Origin of the sequence: Limnohabitans sp. (genome assembly GCF_046052825.1) — a bacterium.
GTDB lineage: Bacteria > Pseudomonadota > Gammaproteobacteria > Burkholderiales > Burkholderiaceae_C > Limnohabitans.
Map to the genome: position 1 here is coordinate 1 of NZ_JAVLFP010000103.1, position 18,128 is coordinate 18,128.

Below are 18,128 nucleotides of genomic sequence, written 5' to 3' on the forward strand. Positions count from 1 at the left end.
GCTGCGCCGACACCGCAGCGCCTTCGCTGTTGGTGATGCGCTTGCTGGTGCGCATGGCGGCGTCTTCGCAACGCAGGGCCAACTGAGCAGCTTCTTCGCTGGTGATGGCCCAGGGGTGGAACAAGTCCAACTCGGGCTGGTGTTGTGCGATGTCTTGTTCGTCGGGCAAACCGGCCATGGGGTCTTCGGCAGTGAAGCGCGCAATGTCATAGGCCGCTTGCACGGTGCGCTCAATGGCGGCATTGGAGAAGTCAGAGGTGCTGGCATTGCCGCGACGGTGGCCCACATACACGGTGACCCCGAGCGATTTGTCGCGGTTGCGTTCCACGTTTTCCAGCTCGCCCTTGCGCACAGACACACTCAACCCGCTGCCCTCAGAGGCTTCAGCACCTGCGTCGGTGGCGCCCAGTTTTTTGGCATGACCCAGCGCCAAATCCACCAAGGCTTCAAATTGGTCACGGCTGTAACTGAAGCCAGAGTGGGTGGGGCGGGTGGCGCCCAAAGAGGCGCGAGAGGGTGTAGGGGTGGCTTTGCTCATATCGGCGGCTATGATACTTGTCACTGTGTTTCCCTTTGTGTTGAAGGGCAAGCCGACCGCTTTGGACCCCCTCTTTTTATGTCACGCAAACCCAAAAAAGGTTACTTCGTTCGCGGCCAATTTGTGGCCGAAGGCAGCGAACTCGACCTGGAGCTCAAACGCGAACTCAAAGGCACCGACAGTGCCAGCCGCACCGATAAAAAACGCGAAAGCGACGAGCGGCAAGACCTCGGGGTGGAACTGCTGACTTTGCGCACCGACCTGCTAGATCGGCTGCAAACCCAAGGCCATTTGACTGACCAACTGCGCGAGGCCATGGCCGAAGCGCGCCGCATCACCAACTTTGAAGGCAAGCGTCGCCAAATGCAGTATGTGGGCAAGTTGATGCGCAAGCTCACCGAAGACGCGGTGGCCGCCATGCGCGACATCCTGAATGAGCAGCGCATGGGCAGCACCCGTGACACCTTGGCGCTGCATTTGGCCGAGCACTGGCGGGACCGTCTGATTCAAGACGACAACGCGGTGTCGGAGTGGATGCTGGCCCACCCCAGCACCGACAGCCAGCAATTGCGCGCGCTGGTGCGCCAAGCGCGCAAAGACGACACCACCTCCAAAGCCGATGTGGCCAAAGGTCTGCTGCCACGCCAGGGGCGCGCTTACCGCGACATTTTTCAACTCGTCAAAACCACTTTGAGCGATGCCGAAGATGCATTGCGCACCCCCGAGCCAGAAGACACCGAGAGCTACAAGCCATGACAGCACCCGACTTGCCCACGCCCGATGCACGCTGTGACACCCTGAAGGTGGGCATCGTGTCGATCAGCGACCGCGCATCCAGCGGCACTTACGAAGACAAAGGCCTGCCCGCCTTGCGCGACTGGTTGGGCCAGGCCTTGTTCAACCCCATCGACTACCACGCTCGGCTCATCCCAGACGAACAAGCCACGATCAGCCAAACCCTGATTGAGTTGGTCGATGCCGGATGTTCTTTGGTGCTGACCACTGGCGGCACCGGACCCGCATTGCGCGACGTGACACCCGAAGCCACCTTGGCCGTGGCCGACAAAGAGATGCCGGGCTTTGGCGAGCAAATGCGCCAGATCAGCTTGCGGTTTGTACCCACCGCCATCTTGTCGCGCCAAGTGGCGGTGATTCGGGGCCAGAGCCTGATCATCAACTTGCCCGGCCAGCCCAAATCGATCCAAGAAACCTTGGGGGGCTTGAAGGACGCCGAGGGTCAACAACTGGTGGATGGCATTTTTGCCGCCGTGCCGTATTGCATTGACCTGATTGGCGGGCCTTACATGGAAACGCGCGATGCGTTTTGCAAAGGCTGGCGGCCTAAAACGGCCATCAAGTCGAAGCGTGTTTGAAACACCTTGAGCCTGTCTGACGAGGCGCAACTGAGGGCTAACGGAGGGCCAACAGGCGTCCTCCAAGCACGCCTCAGTCCAGCAACTGGTTGATGCGCGCTGCTTCGAAGTGCTCAAGACGCGCCGCGTCGCTGGGCACACAGTCTTGTGGCGAGACCTGGGAAGTTGAGAGCTTCTCAATCGCTTGCCAGAGCAAAGCAATTTGGTGCTCTTGACCCGCCGCGCTGTCAATCAGCCCGCGCATGGCTTGGCTCAAGGGGTCGTCGTTTTGCGTCACCCCGTAGGCTGAAAAACCCATCTTCGACGCCGCTTCTTCGCGCTTGGCATCCGACTCGGCTTGGATGATGCGCGCCGGGTTGCCCACGGCTGTGGCACCTGCGGGCACAGGCTTGGTGACCACCGCGTTGCTACCCACTTTGGCGCCATCGCCCACGGTGAAGCCGCCCAACACTTTGGCGCCTGCGCCAATCACCACATCGCGGCCCAGCGTGGGGTGGCGCTTGGTGCCTTTGTAGAGCGAGGTGCCGCCCAAGGTCACGCCTTGGTAAATGGTGCAGCCGTCGCCAATTTCGGCAGTCTCGCCCACCACCACGCCCATGGCATGGTCAAAGAACACGCGCTCGCCAATTTTGGCGGCGGGGTGAATTTCGATGCCCGTCAACCAGCGCGAAAGGTTGGAGATAAACCGCCCCAACCAACGCAAGCCCCAGCCCCAGCAGGCGTGGGCCAGACGGTGCAGCACCAAGGCATGCAAACCGGGGTAGCAGGTGAGCACTTCCCAGCGGCTGCGGGCAGCGGGGTCGCGGTCAAGAATGCATTGAACGTCAGAGCGAAGGCGTGAAAACATAGGCTGTGAGTCTATCGTTTGTCGCTGGCGGCTTGCACCATGGCTTTGGCCACACCGCGCAAGATGTGGATTTCTTCTTGTGTCAGTTGCGCCCGATTGAACAACTGGTTCAGGCGTGGCATCAGCTTCTTAGGCGACTCCGGGTCCAAAAAACCAATCGTGGTCAAGGCCTGTTGCCAGTGGTCCAGCAGCCCCGTCACTTGGGCAGCATCGGCCAGTTCGCTTGGGGGCACGGCCTCTTGCACCGCAAACCCACCCAGGGCCATGCGCCACTCATAGGCCAGCACCTGCACCGCCGCCCCCAGGTTGAGGGAGCCAAAGTTGGGGTCGGCGGGAATGCTCAAGCAGGTGTGGCAGCGGTACACGTCTTCGTTGCGCATGCCAATGCGCTCCGTGCCAAACAAAAACGCCACCCCTTGCTGCGGGGCCTGCGCATGGGACGCAGCCAAGGCCGCAAAGTGGCTGCGCGGGTCGAGGGTGGGCGGGCCAAAGTCACGCGGCGTCATGGCGGTGGCACACAGGTGGCTGATGCCGTCCAGCGCCTCATCGAGGGTGGCGACGATGCGCGCGTGGTTGAGCACATCCAGGGCGCCACTGGCGCGCTGGATGGTTTCTTCACGGCGCAGCACGTTGTCCCAGCGCGGAGCGACCAACACCAAGTCGGTGAAGCCCATGACCTTCATGGCGCGTGCGGTCGCCCCCACGTTGCCGGCATGGCTGGTGTTTAAAAGAATGAAGCGGGTGTGCATGGGAAATGTGCGGTGCAAGGGGCGTAAAATCTGGCCTATTGTCGCCGCCCGCATCGCCGGGTCTGTTCATCCAACCCTTTGCCGGGTCAGCTCTTCACACAATCCATGTCGTCCACACTCCACCCCATGATCAACGTGGCCATCAAGGCCGCACGCGCCGCTGGTGCCATCATCAACCGCGCCGCGCTGGACGTGGAGGCCGTTCGCATTTCTCAAAAGCAGGTCAATGACTTTGTCACCGAAGTCGACCACGCAAGCGAACGCGCCATCATCGACACCCTGCTGACCGCCTACCCCGACCACGGCATCTTGGCCGAAGAGTCTGGCTCAGAACACGGCAACCCCAAGGCAGACCACATCTGGATCATCGACCCGCTGGACGGCACCACCAACTTCATCCACGGCTTTCCTGTCTATTGCGTGAGCATTGCCCTGCAAGTGCGCGGCAAGCTCGAGCAAGCCGTGGTGTACGACCCCAGCCGCAACGACTTGTTCACCGCCACCAAAGGCCGTGGCGCGTTCATGAACGAACGCCGCATCCGCGTGAGCAAGCGCACCCGCCTTGACGAGTGCTTGCTGTCCACCGGCTTTCCGTTTCGCCCCGAGGACGACTTTGACAAATACCTGCGTTTGATGGGCGACGTGATGCAACGCACCGCCGGCCTGCGCCGCCCGGGTGCCGCAGCGCTGGACCTGGCCTATGTGGCTGCGGGCTTCAGCGATGGTTTCTTTGAACTGGGTTTGCAGCCCTGGGACATGGCTGCCGGTGCGTTGCTGATCACCGAAGCGGGTGGCTTGGTGGGCAACTTCACGGGCGACGCCAACTTTTTGGAACAACGCGAGTGCTTGGCCGCCAGCCCACGCATTTACGCCCAACTGGTGCCCTTGCTGCACAAGTACTCCAAGTTCGCCAGCGCCGACGACAAGCGTGCGGTGAGCGAGTCGGCCAAGACCTTGAGCATCTCCTCGCACAGCGAGGACGACGCACCGCTCTGAAGCGGCTTCACCCAGACCTTCACGCTTGACCGCTGCCATGTCTGATTTGTCTGCGCACACCCCCATGATGCAGCAGTACTTTGGCCTCAAGGCCGAGTACCCCGACACGCTGTTGTTCTACCGCATGGGCGACTTTTACGAGTTGTTCTTTGCCGATGCCGAAAAGGCCACCCGCTTGCTCGACATCACGCTCACGCAGCGCGGTCAATCGGGTGGGCAACCGGTGGTGATGGCAGGGGTGCCGTTTCACTCGGTCGAAACCTATTTGGCACGCTTGCTCAAGCTGGGCGAATCGGTGGCCATTTGCGAACAGGTGGGCGATGTGGCCACCAGCAAAGGGCCGGTTGAACGCAAGGTGGTGCGCGTGGTCACCCCCGGCACGCTGACCGACAGTGCCTTGCTGTCCGACAAAAGCGAAGCCTTTGTGCTGGCGGTGCACCAAAGCGCACGCACCGGGTGTGGCTTGGCTTGGTTGAGCATCACGCAAGGCTTGGTGCATCTGGCCGAATGCGGCAGTGACGAATTGCCCAGCTGGCTGGCCCGCATTGCGCCCAGCGAGGTGATTTACAGCGCCGACGCCAGCCCTGTGTTTGAGCAACAGCTCAAGGCCTTGTGCCAGCAGGTCAACCTGCCCATCCACATCCGTCCGGCCTGGCAGTTTGATGCGGCTTTGGGCGCACGCAAGCTGTTGGAGCACTTGAAGGCCGCCTCGCTCAATGCTTGGAACGCCCAAGACGTGACGCAGGCCCACGCGGCGGTGGCCGCATTGCTGGGCTATGCCGAGCACACGCAAGGCCGTGCCTTGACCCACGTGCATGGTGTGGTGGTGGCACGCGATGACGCGCTGATCGATTTGCCCCTGACCACCCGCCGCAACTTGGAGCTGACCCAAACCCTGCGCGGTGAAGACAGCCCCACCCTGTTCTCGCTGCTCGACACCTGCATGACGGGCATGGGCAGCCGCGAGCTCAAGCGCTGGCTGCTCGAACCCGAGCGTGACCGCAGCAACGCCCAACACCGCCTGGGGGCCATTGCCGCGTTACAAAACACCCAACACGGCGAGGTCTACAAGGCCTTGCGCGAAGCCCTCAAGGGCTCGGCCGATGTGCAGCGCATCAGCGCGCGCGTGGCCTTGCGTCAGGTGCGGCCCCGCGAACTGGTGGCCCTTGGGCTGGCCCTGCACAAAGCCTGGCAGATGCAGCCCTTGTTGGCCCCTGTGCTGAGCGCCAGCCCCTTGCTGGAGCTGGTGGTGCAAGCGCTGAACATGCCCCCAGAGTGCGCACAGTTGGTTGCCAGCGCACTCTTGCCCGACCCCGCCGCACTGGTGCGCGATGGCGGCGTGATCGGCAACGGCTTTGACACCGAACTCGATGAGTTGCGGGCCATTCAAACCAATTGCGACGACTTTTTACTGGCGCTGGAAACGCGTGAGCGCGAACGCACCGGCATTGCCAACCTGCGGGTGCAGTTCAACAAGGTGCACGGCTTTTACATTGAAGTCACGCAAGGCCAAGTGGACAAAGTGCCCGAGGACTACCGACGTCGCCAGACCCTGAAAAATGCTGAGCGCTTCATCACGCCCGAACTCAAAGCCTTTGAAGACAAAGCCCTGAGCGCACAAGAGCGTGCACTGGCACGTGAGAAGTTTTTGTACGAGCAATTGCTCGACGCGCTGCAAGTGTTTGTGCCAGCCCTCACCCGTTTGGCCACGGCGGTGGCCACGCTCGACGCCTTGAGTGCTTTGGCCGAACGCTCGCTGACGCTGAACTGGTGTGCGCCCGAGTTTGTCAAAACCCCGTGCATCGACATCACCCAAGGCCGTCATCCGGTGGTTGAAGCGCGTTTGGCCGAAACCCATGGCATGGCCTCGGGCGGTGCCGCCAAAACCTTCATCCCCAACGACACAAGGCTAGGACCCACGCAACGCATGCAGGTCATCACCGGCCCCAACATGGGCGGTAAGTCGACCTACATGCGGCAAGTGGCGCTGATCGTGTTGCTGGCCAGCATCGGCAGCCACGTGCCAGCGAGCGCCTGTCGCTTGGGGCCAATTGACGCCATCCACACCCGCATCGGTGCGGCTGACGACTTGGCCAATGCGCAGTCCACCTTCATGCTGGAGATGACCGAAGCCGCGCAAATCTTGCACGCCGCCACGCCACACAGCCTGGTGCTGATGGATGAGATTGGCCGCGGCACGTCGACCTTCGACGGCCTGGCCTTGGCCAGCGGCATTGCCGCGCATTTGCACAACAAGACACAAGCTTTCACGCTGTTTGCCACCCACTACTTTGAACTCACCGAGTTCCCGGCCAACCACCGCGGCGCTGTGAACGTGCACGTGAGTGCGGCAGAGAGTGGCAACCACATTGTGTTTTTGCACGAAATTCAAGCGGGCCCGGCCAGCAAGAGCTACGGCATTCAGGTGGCGCGCTTGGCCGGCATGCCCACGCCGGTGCTCAACCATGCACGCCATGCCTTGGCCTCGCTCGAAGCGGGGGCCGATGCGTCACGCTTGCAGGTCGATCTGTTTGCCCCACCCCCTGAAGTCGACCACGCAGGCCCCAGCTTGCTGCATGCGAAACTGGCCGAGATCGACCCCGACAAACTGAGTCCCCGCGATGCGCTGGACGCCCTGTATCAACTCAAAAAACTGTCATGACTTATTGCGTAGGCATCAAACTCAAAGCTGGCTTGGTCTTTTTGTCAGACTCGCGCACCAACGCGGGTCTGGACCAAATCAGCACCTTCCGAAAAATGATCGTCTACGAAAAGCCGGGCGATCGCTTCATGGTGTTGTTATCGGCGGGTAATTTGTCGATCTCACAGTCGGTGCGCGAGATCTTGCAAGTGGAACAACTCAAAGAAACGCCCGAGAGCGACCCCATCACCATTTGGAACGCCAAAAGCATGTTTGATGCCGTGCGCGTGCTGGGCTCGGCCATTCGCCGTGTGCATGAGCGTGACGCTGCAGCACTGCAATCGGCCGGTGTGGACTTCAATGTGTCGCTGATTTTTGGCGGGCAAATTGCGGGCGAAGGCATGCGCTTGTTTCAGGTCTATTCGCCCGGCAACTTCATCGAAGCCACGGCCGAAACACCGTACTTCCAAATTGGTGAATCCAAATACGGCAAGCCCGTGCTCGACCGCGTGCTGCACCCCGATACCCCGCTGGACGAGGCGGCCAAATGCGCTTTGGTGTCGATGGACTCGACCCTCAAATCCAACTTGTCGGTGGGTTTGCCGCTGGACATGGTGGTGTACGAGGCCGACAGCTTTCACAGCGACAAAGTGGTGTGCATCGACGAGCACAACCCGTATTTCCAGATGTTGCACAACAGCTGGGGCGAGCGCTTGCGCGAGGTATTCGATGGCATTGAAGACCCCATGTGGAACGGCGGTCAAACCAACACACCGTTGCTTCAACCGGCTGTGCGTGCACAAGTCCTCAAAAAGATTGGCACCCCAGACGACCGTCTGATCTGATCTGCATGACGAAACCCCTGATCGTCTTCTCGCACGGCAACAGCTTTCCGGCCAGCACCTATGGCGTGATGCTCAAAGACTTGCGGCAACGCGGTTTTCAGGTCGAGGCGATTGAGAAGTTGGGGCACAACCCGCGCTACCCCGTGACCAACAATTGGCCGCATCTGGTGCACGAGTTGACCGACTTTGTCACCCCTTTGGCCCAAGCCACCCCGGTATTTTTGGTGGGCCACTCACTGGGCGGCATCTTGAGCATGATGGCCGCAGCCAAAAATCCGACCTTGGTGCGTGGCGTGGTGTTGTTGGACTCACCCATGCTAGGCGGGTGGCGCGCCAACTTGCTCAAAGTGGGCAAACGCTTGTCAATGGCCGAGTCGCTTTCACCCGCAGCCGTCAGCCGCAAGCGCCGCACCAGTTGGCCCGATCTGGCCGAGGCCTTGGCGCACTTTCAGCACAAGCGCGTGTTCGCCAAGTGGGCCCCCGAGGTGTTGCACGACTACGTGACCCACGGGACGCACGACGAGCCGGGCCCACATGGCCCGCGGCGTGTGCTGAGTTTTGACCGTGACATTGAAAGCGCCATCTACAACGGCCTGCCCGACCACTTAGAGCGCTACTTCAAGCGACACCCGCTCCGTTGCAAAGCAGCGTTCATTGGTGGCTTGCAATCGAAAGAGTTGCGTCAAGTGGGGCTGGACTTCAGCCGCCGCATCACGCAGGGGCGCATCGCCATGGTGGATGGCACACACCTGTTTCCGATGGAACGCCCTTTGGCGAGTGCGGCAGCCGTCGAGGCTGCGTTGCTGAACTTGATGGGTGAAGACAAGTCTGTCGCTTAGGTCAACACTGTGGCTTGTATCAAGCAGCCCAAGTCACCCAACCCAACCCAGCGGTCCCCAGCACCACGATGCCAAACACAATGCGGTACCAAGCAAACACAATGAAGCTGTGGGTGGCGATGTAGCGCAACAACCAGCGCACACAGACCCACGCGCTGAGGAACGAAAAAACCAAGCCCACCGCAAACACAGGCGCGTCCGCCAAGCTCAGCAGGGCACGCTCTTTGTACAGGCTGTAAGCACCTGCGCCGATCAAGGTGGGGATGGCCAGGTAAAACGAGAAGTCGGTGGCGGCTTTGCGTGACAGCCCGAGCAACATCCCACCAATGATGGTGGCGCCACTGCGGCTGGTCCCGGGGATCATGGCCAGGCATTGCACCAACCCCACCTTCAAGGCGTCCAACGGCGTCATCGACTCCACATTGAGGATGCGGGCGTTGTCATTGGGGTGCACATCGGTGGCGCCCTCGGTGCCATTCAAGGCATGACGCCGCCCCCAACCCTCGGCCCACAAAATGATGAAACCGCCCACAATGAACGTACTGGCCACCACGCTGGGTGTGAACAAATGCGATTTGATGAACTTGCCAAACAGCAAGCCCAGCACCACGGCAGGCAAAAACGCGATCAAGACATTCAAGGCAAAACGTCGTGCCATGCGCTGCGAAGGCAAGGCCACCACGGTGCTGGAAATTTTTTCCCAATACACCAAGACCACGGCGAAGATGGCGCCGGTTTGGATGGCGATGTCAAACACCTTGGCCTTGTCATCGTCAAAACCCAGCAAGGCGCCAGCCAAAATCAAATGTCCGGTGCTAGAGATGGGCAAGAACTCGGTCAAACCTTCGACCACGCCCATCACGGCGGCCTTCAACAGCAAAACGATATCCATACAACTCCAGCAAAACGTGCTCAATTATCGGGGCGACTGAGGATGCCGGCGCAGGTACAACACCGCCAACACCAACGACCCCACTTGCAGCGCTGAACAAAAGAAAAATGGTGCGCCAATGCGCCAGTCGCCTTGCGGAAAATGCGACACAGCCGCCAACAAGGGCGCACCCAGCATGGGGGCCACCACGGCCATCAAGCCGTTGAGGGAACTCACCGCGCCCATGGTCTGACCTTGGTTGCGGCTGTCGGCCGCAGACGAAATCAAGCTTTGCACCGAAGCCGTCACCGTCCCCCCGAGCAGGTTGATGCCGATCACGGCGTACATCATCCACCCTTGGGTGGCTGCACCCCACAAAAAGTAGCCCAGCGCAGAAGACACCAAGCCCATGATGACCAAACGCTGAGGCTTGAAGCGTTTGAGCAGCGGGCCCATCAACACCCCTTGCACCAACACGGCCGTGACCCCTACAGCGGTCAGTGAGTAACCGTTTTCCTCGGCCCCCCATCCAAACTTGAAGGCGTTGTAGAGCACCCACACGGTGTAGAGCACAAACTGCGCAAGGCCACTCAAAGCCACCACGCCCACCAAAGGCCCCACACCTTTGAGTTGGGCCAAACCACGCAAGGCTTTGATGGGGTTGGCGTCGCGCCACGCAAAGGGTTTGCGTTTGTCCAATGGCAGGGACTCGGGCAACACAAAGTAGCCGTAGAGCAGGTTGAGCAAGGTCAAACCACCGGCCAGGTAAAAAGGCAGGTGCAGGTTGATGGCCCCCATCAATCCGCCCACCACGGGCCCGATGATGAAGCCCACGCCCATCATGGCGCCTAGCAAGCCAAAGCGTTTGGCACGTTGCTCGGGTGAGGAAATGTCGGCCACATAGGCGTTGGCAATGGCAATGTTGCCTTGCATCACACCACCCAAGGTGCGCACCACGATCAGCCCCCACAGGGTGTCGGTCAACGCAATGCCAAAAAAGCTGATGCCCAAGCCCATGAAGCCCAGCAACAACACCGGACGGCGACCAAAGCGGTCTGACAGTGCGCCCAACAGCGGCGAGCCCAAAAAGTTGGCCATGCCAAAGGCCACAGCGACCACGCCGTACCAATAGGCCTGATCGGCTTGGTTGGCAGAAAAACTGGCCACTAACACAGGCAAGACCGGGATGATGACCCCAATGGCCGCCATGTCGATGAGCACGGCAAGCATGATGAAAGGCATCGCAGCCTCACGGTTGCGAAGGGTTTGGAACATAGCGGGGAATTCGATTCAGAGGAACACGTGAAGCGGAGATTTTAAAGAGTGCACAGCCCCAAAAGCGCGTTCATCACGCCCGTAAAATGAATCGCATGACTACACCGGCTGACAACGACAACAAACCCAGCAATTTTTTGCGCCAAATCATTGAAAACGACCTGGCCCAAGGCACCTACACCAGCCGCCGCTGGGCCGGCAGCCCCGGTGACGCAGCACACCAAGCACAAGGCGCACCTGACCCAGCCAAAATTCGCACCCGTTTCCCGCCCGAACCCAACGGCTATTTGCACGTAGGGCATGCCAAAAGCATTTGCCTGAACTTTGGTTTGGCCCGCGATTACGGTGGCGTGTGCCACCTGCGCTTTGACGACACCAACCCAGAAAAAGAAGACACCGAGTACGTCAACAGCATCATTGACGCGGTGAAATGGCTAGGCTTTGACTGGTCGCAACTCGGCCAAGCCCCAGGCAGTGCTGCGCCTTATCAGGCCAGCGACTACTTTGACTTCATGTACCGTGCCGCAGAGCACCTGATTGAAGCGGGCCACGCCTATGTGGACGAGCAAAGCGCAGAAGACATGCGCGTCAACCGGGGCGATTTTTCCAAACCTGGGGTCAACAGCCCATTTCGCAGCCGCACACCGGTTGAGAACTTGGCACGCTTTCGCGACATGCGAAACGGTTTGCTGGAAGACGGCGCGGCGGTGTTGCGCGCCAAGATTGACATGGCCGCGCCCAACATCAACATGCGCGACCCAGCCATCTACCGCATTCGCCGTGCCACCCACCACCACACGGGCGACACCTGGTGCATCTACCCGATGTACACCTTTGCGCACCCCATCGAAGACGCATTGGAACAAATCACCCACAGCATTTGCACGCTGGAGTTTGAAGACCAGCGCCCGTTCTACGACTGGCTGATGGCCCGTTTGTGCGAAGGCGGCTTGCTGGCCGCGCCCAGCCCTAAGCAGTATGAATTTGCGCGCTTGAACTTGACCTATGTGGTCACCAGCAAACGCAAACTGGCCCAACTGGTCAACGAAGGCAAGGTGTCAGGCTGGGACGATCCGCGCATGCCCACCATCGTGGGTTTGCGCCGCCGCGGCTACACCCCCGAGAGCTTGCAGTTGTTCGCCGAGCGCATTGGTGTGACCAAGAGCGACAGCTGGATTGACTACAGCACCCTGGAAGGTTGCCTGCGCGAAGACCTCGACCCCAAAGCCGCCCGTGCCTGCGTGGTGCTGGACCCGGTGAAACTGGTCATCACCAACTGGGATGCCTTGCATGGCGCGGGCACGCTGGACGATTGCCACGCCCCAGTGCACCCCCACCACCCCGAGTTGGGACAACGCCAATTCAAGTTCGGCAAAGAACTGTGGATTGAGCGTGGCGACTACGAAGAAACACCGCCCAAAGGCTTCTTTCGCTTGTTCCCCGGCAACAAGGTGCGCTTGAAATATGGCCATGTCATCACCTGCACGGGCGCCATCAAAGACGCCAACGGCCAAGTGCTTGAAGTGCATGCTGAACTCATCCCCGACACCAAGAGTGGCACGCCCGGATCGGACAGTGTGAAGGTCAAAGGCGTGATCACGTGGGTGGGGGCATCGGATGGCGTGCAAGCCGAAGTGCGCCTCTACGACCGCTTGTTCACCGACGCACAACCCGACGCAGGTGGCAAAGACTTTTTGAGCTTGCTCAACCCCGACAGCTTGAAGGTGGTGACCGCCTATGCCGAGCCTTCATTGGCACACAGCGCGGCAGGCACACACTTTCAGTTCGAACGCCATGGCTACTTTGTGGCCGACCGCACAGACCATGCGGCAGGCCGGTTGGTGTTCAACAAGGCCACGGGGTTGAAGGACACCTGGGCGAAGTGAAGACACCGAACCTGATGACTTGATTTTAAAATTGTTTCTTATTGTATGCAATTAATCAAAATTGGATACAATCAGAAACATCATGGAATCTACCACGCCTGGTATTCATCCCCCCACTGTCACCCGCTTGCAGACTTTGGGCGCGCAAATTCGCGCACACCGCAAGACGCTGGGCATCAGCGCCACCGTGGTGGCCGAGGCCGCAGGCATGTCACGCATCACCTTACATCGCATTGAAAAGGGTGCACCGTCGGTGACCATGGGTGCTTATTGCAATGCCTTGGAAGCACTGGGTTTGGTGCTAAAAGCCACCACCGACACGATGCCGAGCAGAGAACACGCGCACAAGGGCTGGATTCCAGCACGTATCGCACTGGCGGATTACCCGCAACTCAGGCAATTGGCTTGGCAGGTGCACGGCATGGACACGCTCACACCCCGCGAAGCACTAGACATCTACGAGCGCAACGCGCGTCACATTGACACCCAAACCATGGGCGAGGATGAGCAAGATTTGTGGCAGTCCCTGAGCTTGGCACTTGACACACCAACTCACGATGTTTAATCGAGCACACCACCAGCGCATTGCGCGCGTGCTGTGGGCACTGGATGCCGATTTGCTGCGCCAGCACCATTGCCTGTTCGGCGGGGGCACCTGCATGGCGCTGCGTTACGGCGAATACCGCGAGTCAGTGGATGTGGATTTTTTGGTATCTGACGCAGGCGGCTACCGAGCGCTGCGCCAGCTGTTGACCAGCGGACAAGGCATGGCCCCTCTCACTCGCCAGGGGGCGATTGCACTCACAGTCACGCGGGAGATTCGTGCCGATCAGTACGGTATTCGCACACAGTTGCAAATGGATGGCCAACCCATCAAGTTTGAAATCGTGCGTGAGGCTCGCATCACGTTAGATGCCCCCAAAGACAACGACAGGGTGTGCGACGTGAGCACCCTCACGCCCAACGACATGGCCGCCAGCAAGTTACTGGCCAACTCTGACCGGCAAGCCGATGATGGTGTATTCAGTCGCGATGTGATTGACCTCGCCATGATGAACCTCAAACTGCCCGCATTGCGCCTTGCCATGGCAAAGGCCGAAGAAGCCTACGGTCCAGCGGTGTCACGTGATTTGGCAAAAGCTGTTGAACGCATCAAAACGCGCCCTGGTTGGCTGGAGCGCTGCATGCAAGCAATGGCAATGGATCTGCCCAAAGCTTTGGTGTGGCAAAAAATTCGGGCTTTGACGCGTGTGCTGCCTGCGACTACTTCTCCACCGGATTTGCTGTGAGCAAGTTGGCGGGGTAAGCCCGCATGAACTCCCGCGCTTTTTCAGGCCGCGCACTCAGCCAAGCGCCATACGCGCCTTCGCCCAAGATGACGGGCATGCGTTTTTCGTTGCCGTTTTGTTGGTAACGGTGCAACAAGGCATGGCTGTTGGCGTTGACGGTCAAGAGGGTGAAGCTGACGATCTCCGTCCCGTCTTTGGCCCAGCGCTCCCACAAACCTGCCACGCCCATGGGCTTGCCGTCCACACGGGCGATGCGCGTTGGCACGGCTTTTCCGCTGCGCCAGTCGTCTTCAAAAAACGCCATCATGGGCACGATGCAGCGCTGACCGGCCAGCCAGGTGTCGTGAAAGTTGTTGGAGGTGCTCACCGTCTCGGACCGCGCGTTGACCAGTTTGGTCGAGCGCAATTTGGCGTCAGAGGCGGATTTGACCCAAGGCGGCACTAAGCCAAATTGACCCTGGCCCAATTCAAGCTGTAACGACGCAGGTGCATCGACATCCACCGGTGCATCCGCAGACAGGGACACGCTGCGAATGAAGACCCCCGGTTTGCGGGGCCACAGCTCACGCAACACGGCGGCTTCGGGGGCCGACACACCAAAGGCATCGGGGTACAGGGTGGCGGTTTGCACGCTCTCGTAATGGGCAGTCATGGGGCCATGCTAGCAGTGCCTCGTTGCTCGCCTGCTACGCTTGGGACCATGCTCATTCGCTTCAACAAACCTTATGGCGTGCTCAGCCAATTCACGCCCGAAGGACGCTGGCGTGGCCTGAAAGAATTCATCGATCTGCCGGGCGTGTACGTGGCCGGGCGCTTGGACGCCGACAGCGAAGGCTTGTTGCTGCTCACCGACGATGGACGTCAGCAGGCCCAGATTGCCGACCCCCGCTTCAAGATGGAAAAAACCTACCTGGTGCAGGTCGAGGGTGTGCCCAGCGAGGCAGCGCTTCAGACGCTGCGCCAGGGCGTGTTGTTGAACGATGGCCTCACCCGGCCAGCGCGTGCACGCGTGGCCGAACCTCCCACCGCGCTGTGGGAGCGCACGCCCCCCATCCGTGTGCGACGCCACCAGCCTACGTCCTGGCTGGAATTGGTGATTCGCGAGGGCCGCAACCGCCAAGTGCGCCGCATGACCGCCGCCGTGGGCTTGCCCACCCTGCGCTTGATTCGCACCGCGATAGGCCCCTACAGCTTGAGCGAATTGGCCAGTGGCGCTTGGCAACAAGAAACCCCTTGAAACGCCAAGACACCGCGCAATGTGACTTACCATCCTAGGCATCTCGCTCCGAGATGATCCTCCAGGAGGGCTTATGGCCAAAGGCGAACAACACAGCAACAAAATGACGAAGAAGCCCAAAAAGGACAACTCGCCCCCCAAGACCTCCACCTCGGACCGTCCCAACCCGCCCACCACCTACGTGGCACCTCGCGGCAAGATCAAGAACAAGTGATGCACCCCGCAGCCCCGTCCATTGCCAGCTTGCGTCAAACGCTGTCTGAGGTGCGTGGCGGTGCGCTGAGCGTGTCGGCGTTCAGCAGCGCAGCACGTGCCCAAGAGGTGTTGTTGCAAGCCCTGCCCGCACGCTACAGCGAGGTGTGGTTGGGGCTGTTGGACCGTTTGGAGTCGAGCGCACTGTTCAGCGAAGAAAGCTGTTCGTTCAGCCAAACCGATTTGTTCGACAGCTTGGCGCTGTGGCTGGACAAAGCCGAGCAGCAACTCCATAACCGCGTTTGAGTTTTTTTGAGTGTTTTACTGTGTCTGATGATTTTGGAATTTTCACCGTCCAAGTGATGCCCGCCGATTTGCAATACGACGTCGAGGGCGACCTGAGCTTGCTGGAAGCGGCTGAGATGTCGCGTGTGCAGTTGCCGAGCTCGTGCCGCAATGGCACCTGCCGCACCTGCCTGTGCCGCTTGGTCAGCGGAGAAGTGACTTACAGCATGGAATGGCCTGGCTTGAGCGCCGAAGAAAAGGCCGAGGGCTATGTGCTGCCTTGTGTGGCCCGCCCCACCACCCATGTGGTGCTTGAACAACCCGACGCCTGTGCCTGCTGAGCCCCGCCTGTGATCACCCCGATCTACGAAGACGAACACCTGTTGGTGCTGGACAAACCCAGCGGCCTGTTGTCGGTGCCAGGGCGTGGGCCTGACAAGCAAGACTGTTTGTCCAAACGCGTGCAAGACCGCTATCCCGATGCTTTGGTGGTGCACCGCCTCGACCAAGACACCTCGGGCCTGTTGATCATGGCGCGTGGCCTTGAGGCGCAACGCCGCATCAGCCGGGCGTTTGAAACACGCCAAGTGCACAAGCGCTACGTGGCGGTGGTGGCAGGCAACCCGTTGCTCACCGCCTCAGCACCCAACGACGAAGGTTGGTACACGGTGGAGGGCCCCATTTTGCTGGACTGGGAGCGTCGCCCCATCCACATCATCCACCCCGACGGCAAACCCAGCCGCAGCCTGTGGCGCAGCTTGCAAGTGGGCGACACGGCCAGCCTGATTGAGCTGGAGCCCTTCACCGGGCGCACCCACCAGCTGCGGGTGCACATGCAAAGCCTGGGGCACCCGATGCTCGGCGACTCCTTGTACGCGCCGCCAGAGGTGCTGGCCATGAGCCCGCGCCTGATGTTGCACGCCAAGAGCCTGGCGCTGGCCCATCCGTTCACCCAAGCGCCGCTGTCGTTTGATTTGCCTGTGGCTTGGGGCACGTCAGCACCGTATCAGGCGGCGTAAGAGATCTGTAGCCGAGCGGGTGCACACTGGTCCGGTTTTTATTTTCATCCACAGGAGACAAACATGCGTGAAGTCGTCGTCGTCAGCGGTGTTCGCACCGCCATTGGTACTTATGGTGGCAGTCTGAAAGACATCCCGCCCACCGAATTGGCAGCACTTGTGGTGCGCGAGTCCTTGGCCCGTGCGGGCGTGGACGGCCAAGATGTGGGCCACGTGGTGTTTGGCCATGTGGTCAACACCGAACCCAAAGACATGTACTTGTCGCGTGTGGCGGCCATCCACGGCGGTTGCGGCCAAGCCACTCCGGCCTTCAACGTGAACCGCCTGTGCGGCTCGGGCTTGCAAGCGATTGTGTCGGCCAGCCAGGCCATCATGTTGGGCGACTGTGACATCGCCATTGGCGGTGGCGCCGAAAACATGAGCCGAGGCCCTTACGCATCGCTCAGCGCACGTTGGGGCGCACGCATGGGCGACACCAAGCTGGTCGACATGGTGGTCGGTGCCTTGCATGACCCCTTCCACACCATCCACATGGGCGTGACCGCCGAGAACATTGCGGCTCAATTTGGCATCACCCGTGACATGCAAGACGCCTTGGCCGTGGAAAGCCACAACCGCGCACAACGCGCCACCGAAGCGGGTTACTTCAAAGACCAGATCCTGCCGGTGATCCTCAAAAGCAAAAAAGGCGACGTGGCCTACACCACCGACGAGCACTTCCGCCCCAACTGCAAGGCCGAAGACATGGCCAAGTTGAAGCCCGTGTTCGTCAAAGAAAACGGCACGGTGACGGCAGGCAACGCCTCGGGCATCAACGACGCCGCCGCCGCGGTGGTGCTGATGGAAGCCAAAACCGCACAAGCCCGTGGTGCCAAGCCGCTGGGCCGTCTGGTGGCCTACGCCCACACCGGCTTAGAGCCCAAGATCATGGGCATGGGCCCGGTGTCGGCCTCGCGCTTGGCGTTGCAAAAAGCGGGCTTGACGGTCCACGACATGGATGTGATTGAAGCCAACGAAGCCTTTGCCGCCCAAGCCTGCGCCGTGAGCCAAGAGCTCGGCTTTGACCCGGCCAAGGTCAACCCCAATGGCTCAGGCATTTCGCTGGGTCACCCCATCGGTGCCACGGGGGCCTTGATCACGGTGAAAGCCTTGTACGAGTTGCAACGCATCCAAGGCAAATACGCCCTGGTGACCATGTGCATTGGCGGCGGCCAAGGCATTGCCGCCATCTTCGAGCGCATGTAAA

The 18,128-nt window shown here is 60.4% G+C and carries 21 protein-coding genes; 15 read left to right on the plus strand and 6 right to left on the minus strand.

Going from position 1 to position 18,128, the window contains the following annotated elements:
• Positions 1-538, minus strand: a 538-nt coding sequence (locus ACKWJN_RS16450; RefSeq protein WP_408598758.1) for a PmbA/TldA family metallopeptidase, incomplete at its 3' end; no start/stop codon positions are given.
• A 78-nt stretch (positions 539-616) separates the two neighbouring features.
• On the opposite strand from ACKWJN_RS16450, the gene yjgA reads away from it, so the two are divergent.
• Together yjgA and mog are read left to right on the plus strand one after the other, a co-directional pair.
• Positions 617-1,294 carry a ribosome biogenesis factor YjgA gene (yjgA, locus tag ACKWJN_RS16455; RefSeq protein WP_408598710.1) on the plus strand — a complete coding sequence of 226 codons (678 nt, stop codon included), beginning with the start codon at positions 617-619 and terminating at the stop codon, positions 1,292-1,294.
• Positions 1,291-1,911 carry a molybdopterin adenylyltransferase gene (mog, locus tag ACKWJN_RS16460; protein ID WP_408598712.1) on the plus strand — a complete coding sequence of 207 codons (621 nt, stop codon included), beginning with the start codon at positions 1,291-1,293 and terminating at the stop codon, positions 1,909-1,911. Before yjgA ends, mog begins: the two co-directional genes overlap by 4 nt.
• A 73-nt stretch (positions 1,912-1,984) precedes the next feature.
• Here mog and cysE read toward each other — a convergent pair whose 3' ends face one another.
• Positions 1,985-2,758, minus strand: a complete 774-nt coding sequence (cysE, locus tag ACKWJN_RS16465; protein WP_408598714.1) for a serine O-acetyltransferase — start codon at positions 2,756-2,758, stop codon at positions 1,985-1,987.
• Between the two features lie 11 nt (positions 2,759-2,769).
• Positions 2,770-3,507, minus strand: a complete 738-nt coding sequence (locus ACKWJN_RS16470) for an RNA methyltransferase (RefSeq protein WP_408598716.1) — start codon at positions 3,505-3,507, stop codon at positions 2,770-2,772.
• 105 nt (positions 3,508-3,612) lie between these two features.
• Between ACKWJN_RS16470 and ACKWJN_RS16475 the strand changes: the two genes are divergently transcribed.
• The 4 genes from ACKWJN_RS16475 to ACKWJN_RS16490 are packed head-to-tail and all read left to right on the plus strand — an operon-like array spanning position 3,613 to position 8,828.
• Positions 3,613-4,503 carry an inositol monophosphatase family protein gene (locus ACKWJN_RS16475; RefSeq protein ID WP_408598717.1) on the plus strand — a complete coding sequence of 297 codons (891 nt, stop codon included), beginning with the start codon at positions 3,613-3,615 and terminating at the stop codon, positions 4,501-4,503.
• Between the two features lie 37 nt (positions 4,504-4,540).
• Positions 4,541-7,165, plus strand: coding sequence for a DNA mismatch repair protein MutS (mutS, locus tag ACKWJN_RS16480; protein ID WP_408598719.1), 2,625 nt, complete (start codon positions 4,541-4,543; stop codon positions 7,163-7,165).
• Positions 7,162-7,989 carry a peptidase gene (locus tag ACKWJN_RS16485; RefSeq protein ID WP_408598721.1) on the plus strand — a complete coding sequence of 276 codons (828 nt, stop codon included), beginning with the start codon at positions 7,162-7,164 and terminating at the stop codon, positions 7,987-7,989. The genes mutS and ACKWJN_RS16485 overlap by 4 nt, the downstream gene beginning before the upstream one ends.
• Before the next feature lie 5 nt (positions 7,990-7,994).
• The gene (locus tag ACKWJN_RS16490; RefSeq protein ID WP_408598723.1) at positions 7,995-8,828 is read left to right on the plus strand and encodes an alpha/beta hydrolase; all 834 of its coding nucleotides are present in this window, start codon (positions 7,995-7,997) and stop codon (positions 8,826-8,828) included.
• 19 nt (positions 8,829-8,847) lie between these two features.
• Here ACKWJN_RS16490 and ACKWJN_RS16495 read toward each other — a convergent pair whose 3' ends face one another.
• Positions 8,848-9,720: an undecaprenyl-diphosphate phosphatase gene (locus ACKWJN_RS16495; RefSeq protein ID WP_408598725.1), complete on the minus strand. Its 873-nt coding sequence runs from the start codon at positions 9,718-9,720 to the stop codon at positions 8,848-8,850.
• Positions 9,721-9,744: 24 nt separating this feature from the next.
• Positions 9,745-10,974: an MFS transporter gene (locus ACKWJN_RS16500; RefSeq protein ID WP_408598726.1), complete on the minus strand. Its 1,230-nt coding sequence runs from the start codon at positions 10,972-10,974 to the stop codon at positions 9,745-9,747.
• A 95-nt stretch (positions 10,975-11,069) separates the two neighbouring features.
• Here ACKWJN_RS16500 and ACKWJN_RS16505 point away from each other — a divergent pair, with 95 nt between their 5' ends.
• The 3 genes from ACKWJN_RS16505 to ACKWJN_RS16515 all read left to right on the plus strand — a co-directional run bounded on the left by ACKWJN_RS16505 (position 11,070) and on the right by ACKWJN_RS16515 (position 14,149).
• Entirely contained in the window at positions 11,070-12,860 is a 1,791-nt protein-coding gene (locus tag ACKWJN_RS16505; RefSeq protein ID WP_408598728.1) for a glutamine--tRNA ligase/YqeY domain fusion protein, read from the plus strand.
• Between the two features lie 82 nt (positions 12,861-12,942).
• Positions 12,943-13,425 carry a helix-turn-helix domain-containing protein gene (locus ACKWJN_RS16510; RefSeq protein ID WP_408598730.1) on the plus strand — a complete coding sequence of 161 codons (483 nt, stop codon included), beginning with the start codon at positions 12,943-12,945 and terminating at the stop codon, positions 13,423-13,425.
• A complete protein-coding gene (locus ACKWJN_RS16515) occupies positions 13,418-14,149 on the plus strand; it encodes a nucleotidyl transferase AbiEii/AbiGii toxin family protein (protein WP_408598732.1) in 732 nt (243 codons plus the stop codon). Before ACKWJN_RS16510 ends, ACKWJN_RS16515 begins: the two co-directional genes overlap by 8 nt.
• Here ACKWJN_RS16515 and ACKWJN_RS16520 read toward each other — a convergent pair.
• On the minus strand, positions 14,124-14,801 hold the full coding sequence (locus ACKWJN_RS16520; protein WP_408598733.1) for an SOS response-associated peptidase: 678 nt from the start codon (positions 14,799-14,801) through the stop codon (positions 14,124-14,126). The genes ACKWJN_RS16515 and ACKWJN_RS16520 overlap by 26 nt on opposite strands.
• A 48-nt stretch (positions 14,802-14,849) precedes the next feature.
• Between ACKWJN_RS16520 and ACKWJN_RS16525 the strand changes: the two genes are divergently transcribed.
• The 6 genes from ACKWJN_RS16525 to bktB all read left to right on the plus strand — a co-directional run bounded on the left by ACKWJN_RS16525 (position 14,850) and on the right by bktB (position 18,127).
• The gene (locus ACKWJN_RS16525) at positions 14,850-15,386 is read left to right on the plus strand and encodes a pseudouridine synthase (RefSeq protein ID WP_408598735.1); all 537 of its coding nucleotides are present in this window, start codon (positions 14,850-14,852) and stop codon (positions 15,384-15,386) included.
• 73 nt (positions 15,387-15,459) lie between these two features.
• Complete coding sequence (locus ACKWJN_RS16530; protein WP_408598737.1) at positions 15,460-15,600, plus strand: hypothetical protein; 141 nt, start codon at positions 15,460-15,462, stop codon at positions 15,598-15,600.
• Complete coding sequence (locus ACKWJN_RS16535; RefSeq protein WP_408598739.1) at positions 15,600-15,884, plus strand: hypothetical protein; 285 nt, start codon at positions 15,600-15,602, stop codon at positions 15,882-15,884. Before ACKWJN_RS16530 ends, ACKWJN_RS16535 begins: the two co-directional genes overlap by 1 nt.
• A 56-nt stretch (positions 15,885-15,940) precedes the next feature.
• Positions 15,941-16,204 (plus strand): 2Fe-2S iron-sulfur cluster-binding protein, encoded by a 264-nt coding sequence (locus tag ACKWJN_RS16540; RefSeq protein ID WP_408598741.1) that lies wholly within the window; start codon positions 15,941-15,943, stop codon positions 16,202-16,204.
• 12 nt (positions 16,205-16,216) lie between these two features.
• Positions 16,217-16,882, plus strand: coding sequence for an RluA family pseudouridine synthase (locus ACKWJN_RS16545; RefSeq protein WP_408598759.1), 666 nt, complete (start codon positions 16,217-16,219; stop codon positions 16,880-16,882).
• 63 nt (positions 16,883-16,945) lie between these two features.
• Positions 16,946-18,127, plus strand: a complete 1,182-nt coding sequence (gene bktB, locus ACKWJN_RS16550) for a beta-ketothiolase BktB (protein WP_408598743.1) — start codon at positions 16,946-16,948, stop codon at positions 18,125-18,127.
• Position 18,128: the final 1 nt, after the last annotated feature.

Bases quoted from the DNA above. Each gene is read 5' to 3' on its own strand.
- yjgA (WP_408598710.1), top strand. From the start codon at position 617: ATGTCACGCAAACCCAAAAAAGGTTACTTCGTTCGCGGCCAATTTGTG.
- mog (WP_408598712.1), top strand. From the start codon at position 1,291: ATGACAGCACCCGACTTGCCCACGCCCGATGCACGCTGTGACACCCTG.
- cysE (WP_408598714.1), bottom strand. From the start codon at position 2,758: ATGTTTTCACGCCTTCGCTCTGACGTTCAATGCATTCTTGACCGCGAC.
- ACKWJN_RS16470 (WP_408598716.1), bottom strand. From the start codon at position 3,507: ATGCACACCCGCTTCATTCTTTTAAACACCAGCCATGCCGGCAACGTG.
- ACKWJN_RS16475 (WP_408598717.1), top strand. From the start codon at position 3,613: ATGTCGTCCACACTCCACCCCATGATCAACGTGGCCATCAAGGCCGCA.
- mutS (WP_408598719.1), top strand. From the start codon at position 4,541: ATGTCTGATTTGTCTGCGCACACCCCCATGATGCAGCAGTACTTTGGC.
- ACKWJN_RS16485 (WP_408598721.1), top strand. From the start codon at position 7,162: ATGACTTATTGCGTAGGCATCAAACTCAAAGCTGGCTTGGTCTTTTTG.
- ACKWJN_RS16490 (WP_408598723.1), top strand. From the start codon at position 7,995: ATGACGAAACCCCTGATCGTCTTCTCGCACGGCAACAGCTTTCCGGCC.
- ACKWJN_RS16495 (WP_408598725.1), bottom strand. From the start codon at position 9,720: ATGGATATCGTTTTGCTGTTGAAGGCCGCCGTGATGGGCGTGGTCGAA.
- ACKWJN_RS16500 (WP_408598726.1), bottom strand. From the start codon at position 10,974: ATGTTCCAAACCCTTCGCAACCGTGAGGCTGCGATGCCTTTCATCATG.
- ACKWJN_RS16505 (WP_408598728.1), top strand. From the start codon at position 11,070: ATGACTACACCGGCTGACAACGACAACAAACCCAGCAATTTTTTGCGC.
- ACKWJN_RS16510 (WP_408598730.1), top strand. From the start codon at position 12,943: ATGGAATCTACCACGCCTGGTATTCATCCCCCCACTGTCACCCGCTTG.
- ACKWJN_RS16515 (WP_408598732.1), top strand. From the start codon at position 13,418: ATGTTTAATCGAGCACACCACCAGCGCATTGCGCGCGTGCTGTGGGCA.
- ACKWJN_RS16520 (WP_408598733.1), bottom strand. From the start codon at position 14,801: ATGACTGCCCATTACGAGAGCGTGCAAACCGCCACCCTGTACCCCGAT.
- ACKWJN_RS16525 (WP_408598735.1), top strand. From the start codon at position 14,850: ATGCTCATTCGCTTCAACAAACCTTATGGCGTGCTCAGCCAATTCACG.
- ACKWJN_RS16530 (WP_408598737.1), top strand. From the start codon at position 15,460: ATGGCCAAAGGCGAACAACACAGCAACAAAATGACGAAGAAGCCCAAA.
- ACKWJN_RS16535 (WP_408598739.1), top strand. From the start codon at position 15,600: ATGCACCCCGCAGCCCCGTCCATTGCCAGCTTGCGTCAAACGCTGTCT.
- ACKWJN_RS16540 (WP_408598741.1), top strand. From the start codon at position 15,941: ATGCCCGCCGATTTGCAATACGACGTCGAGGGCGACCTGAGCTTGCTG.
- bktB (WP_408598743.1), top strand. From the start codon at position 16,946: ATGCGTGAAGTCGTCGTCGTCAGCGGTGTTCGCACCGCCATTGGTACT.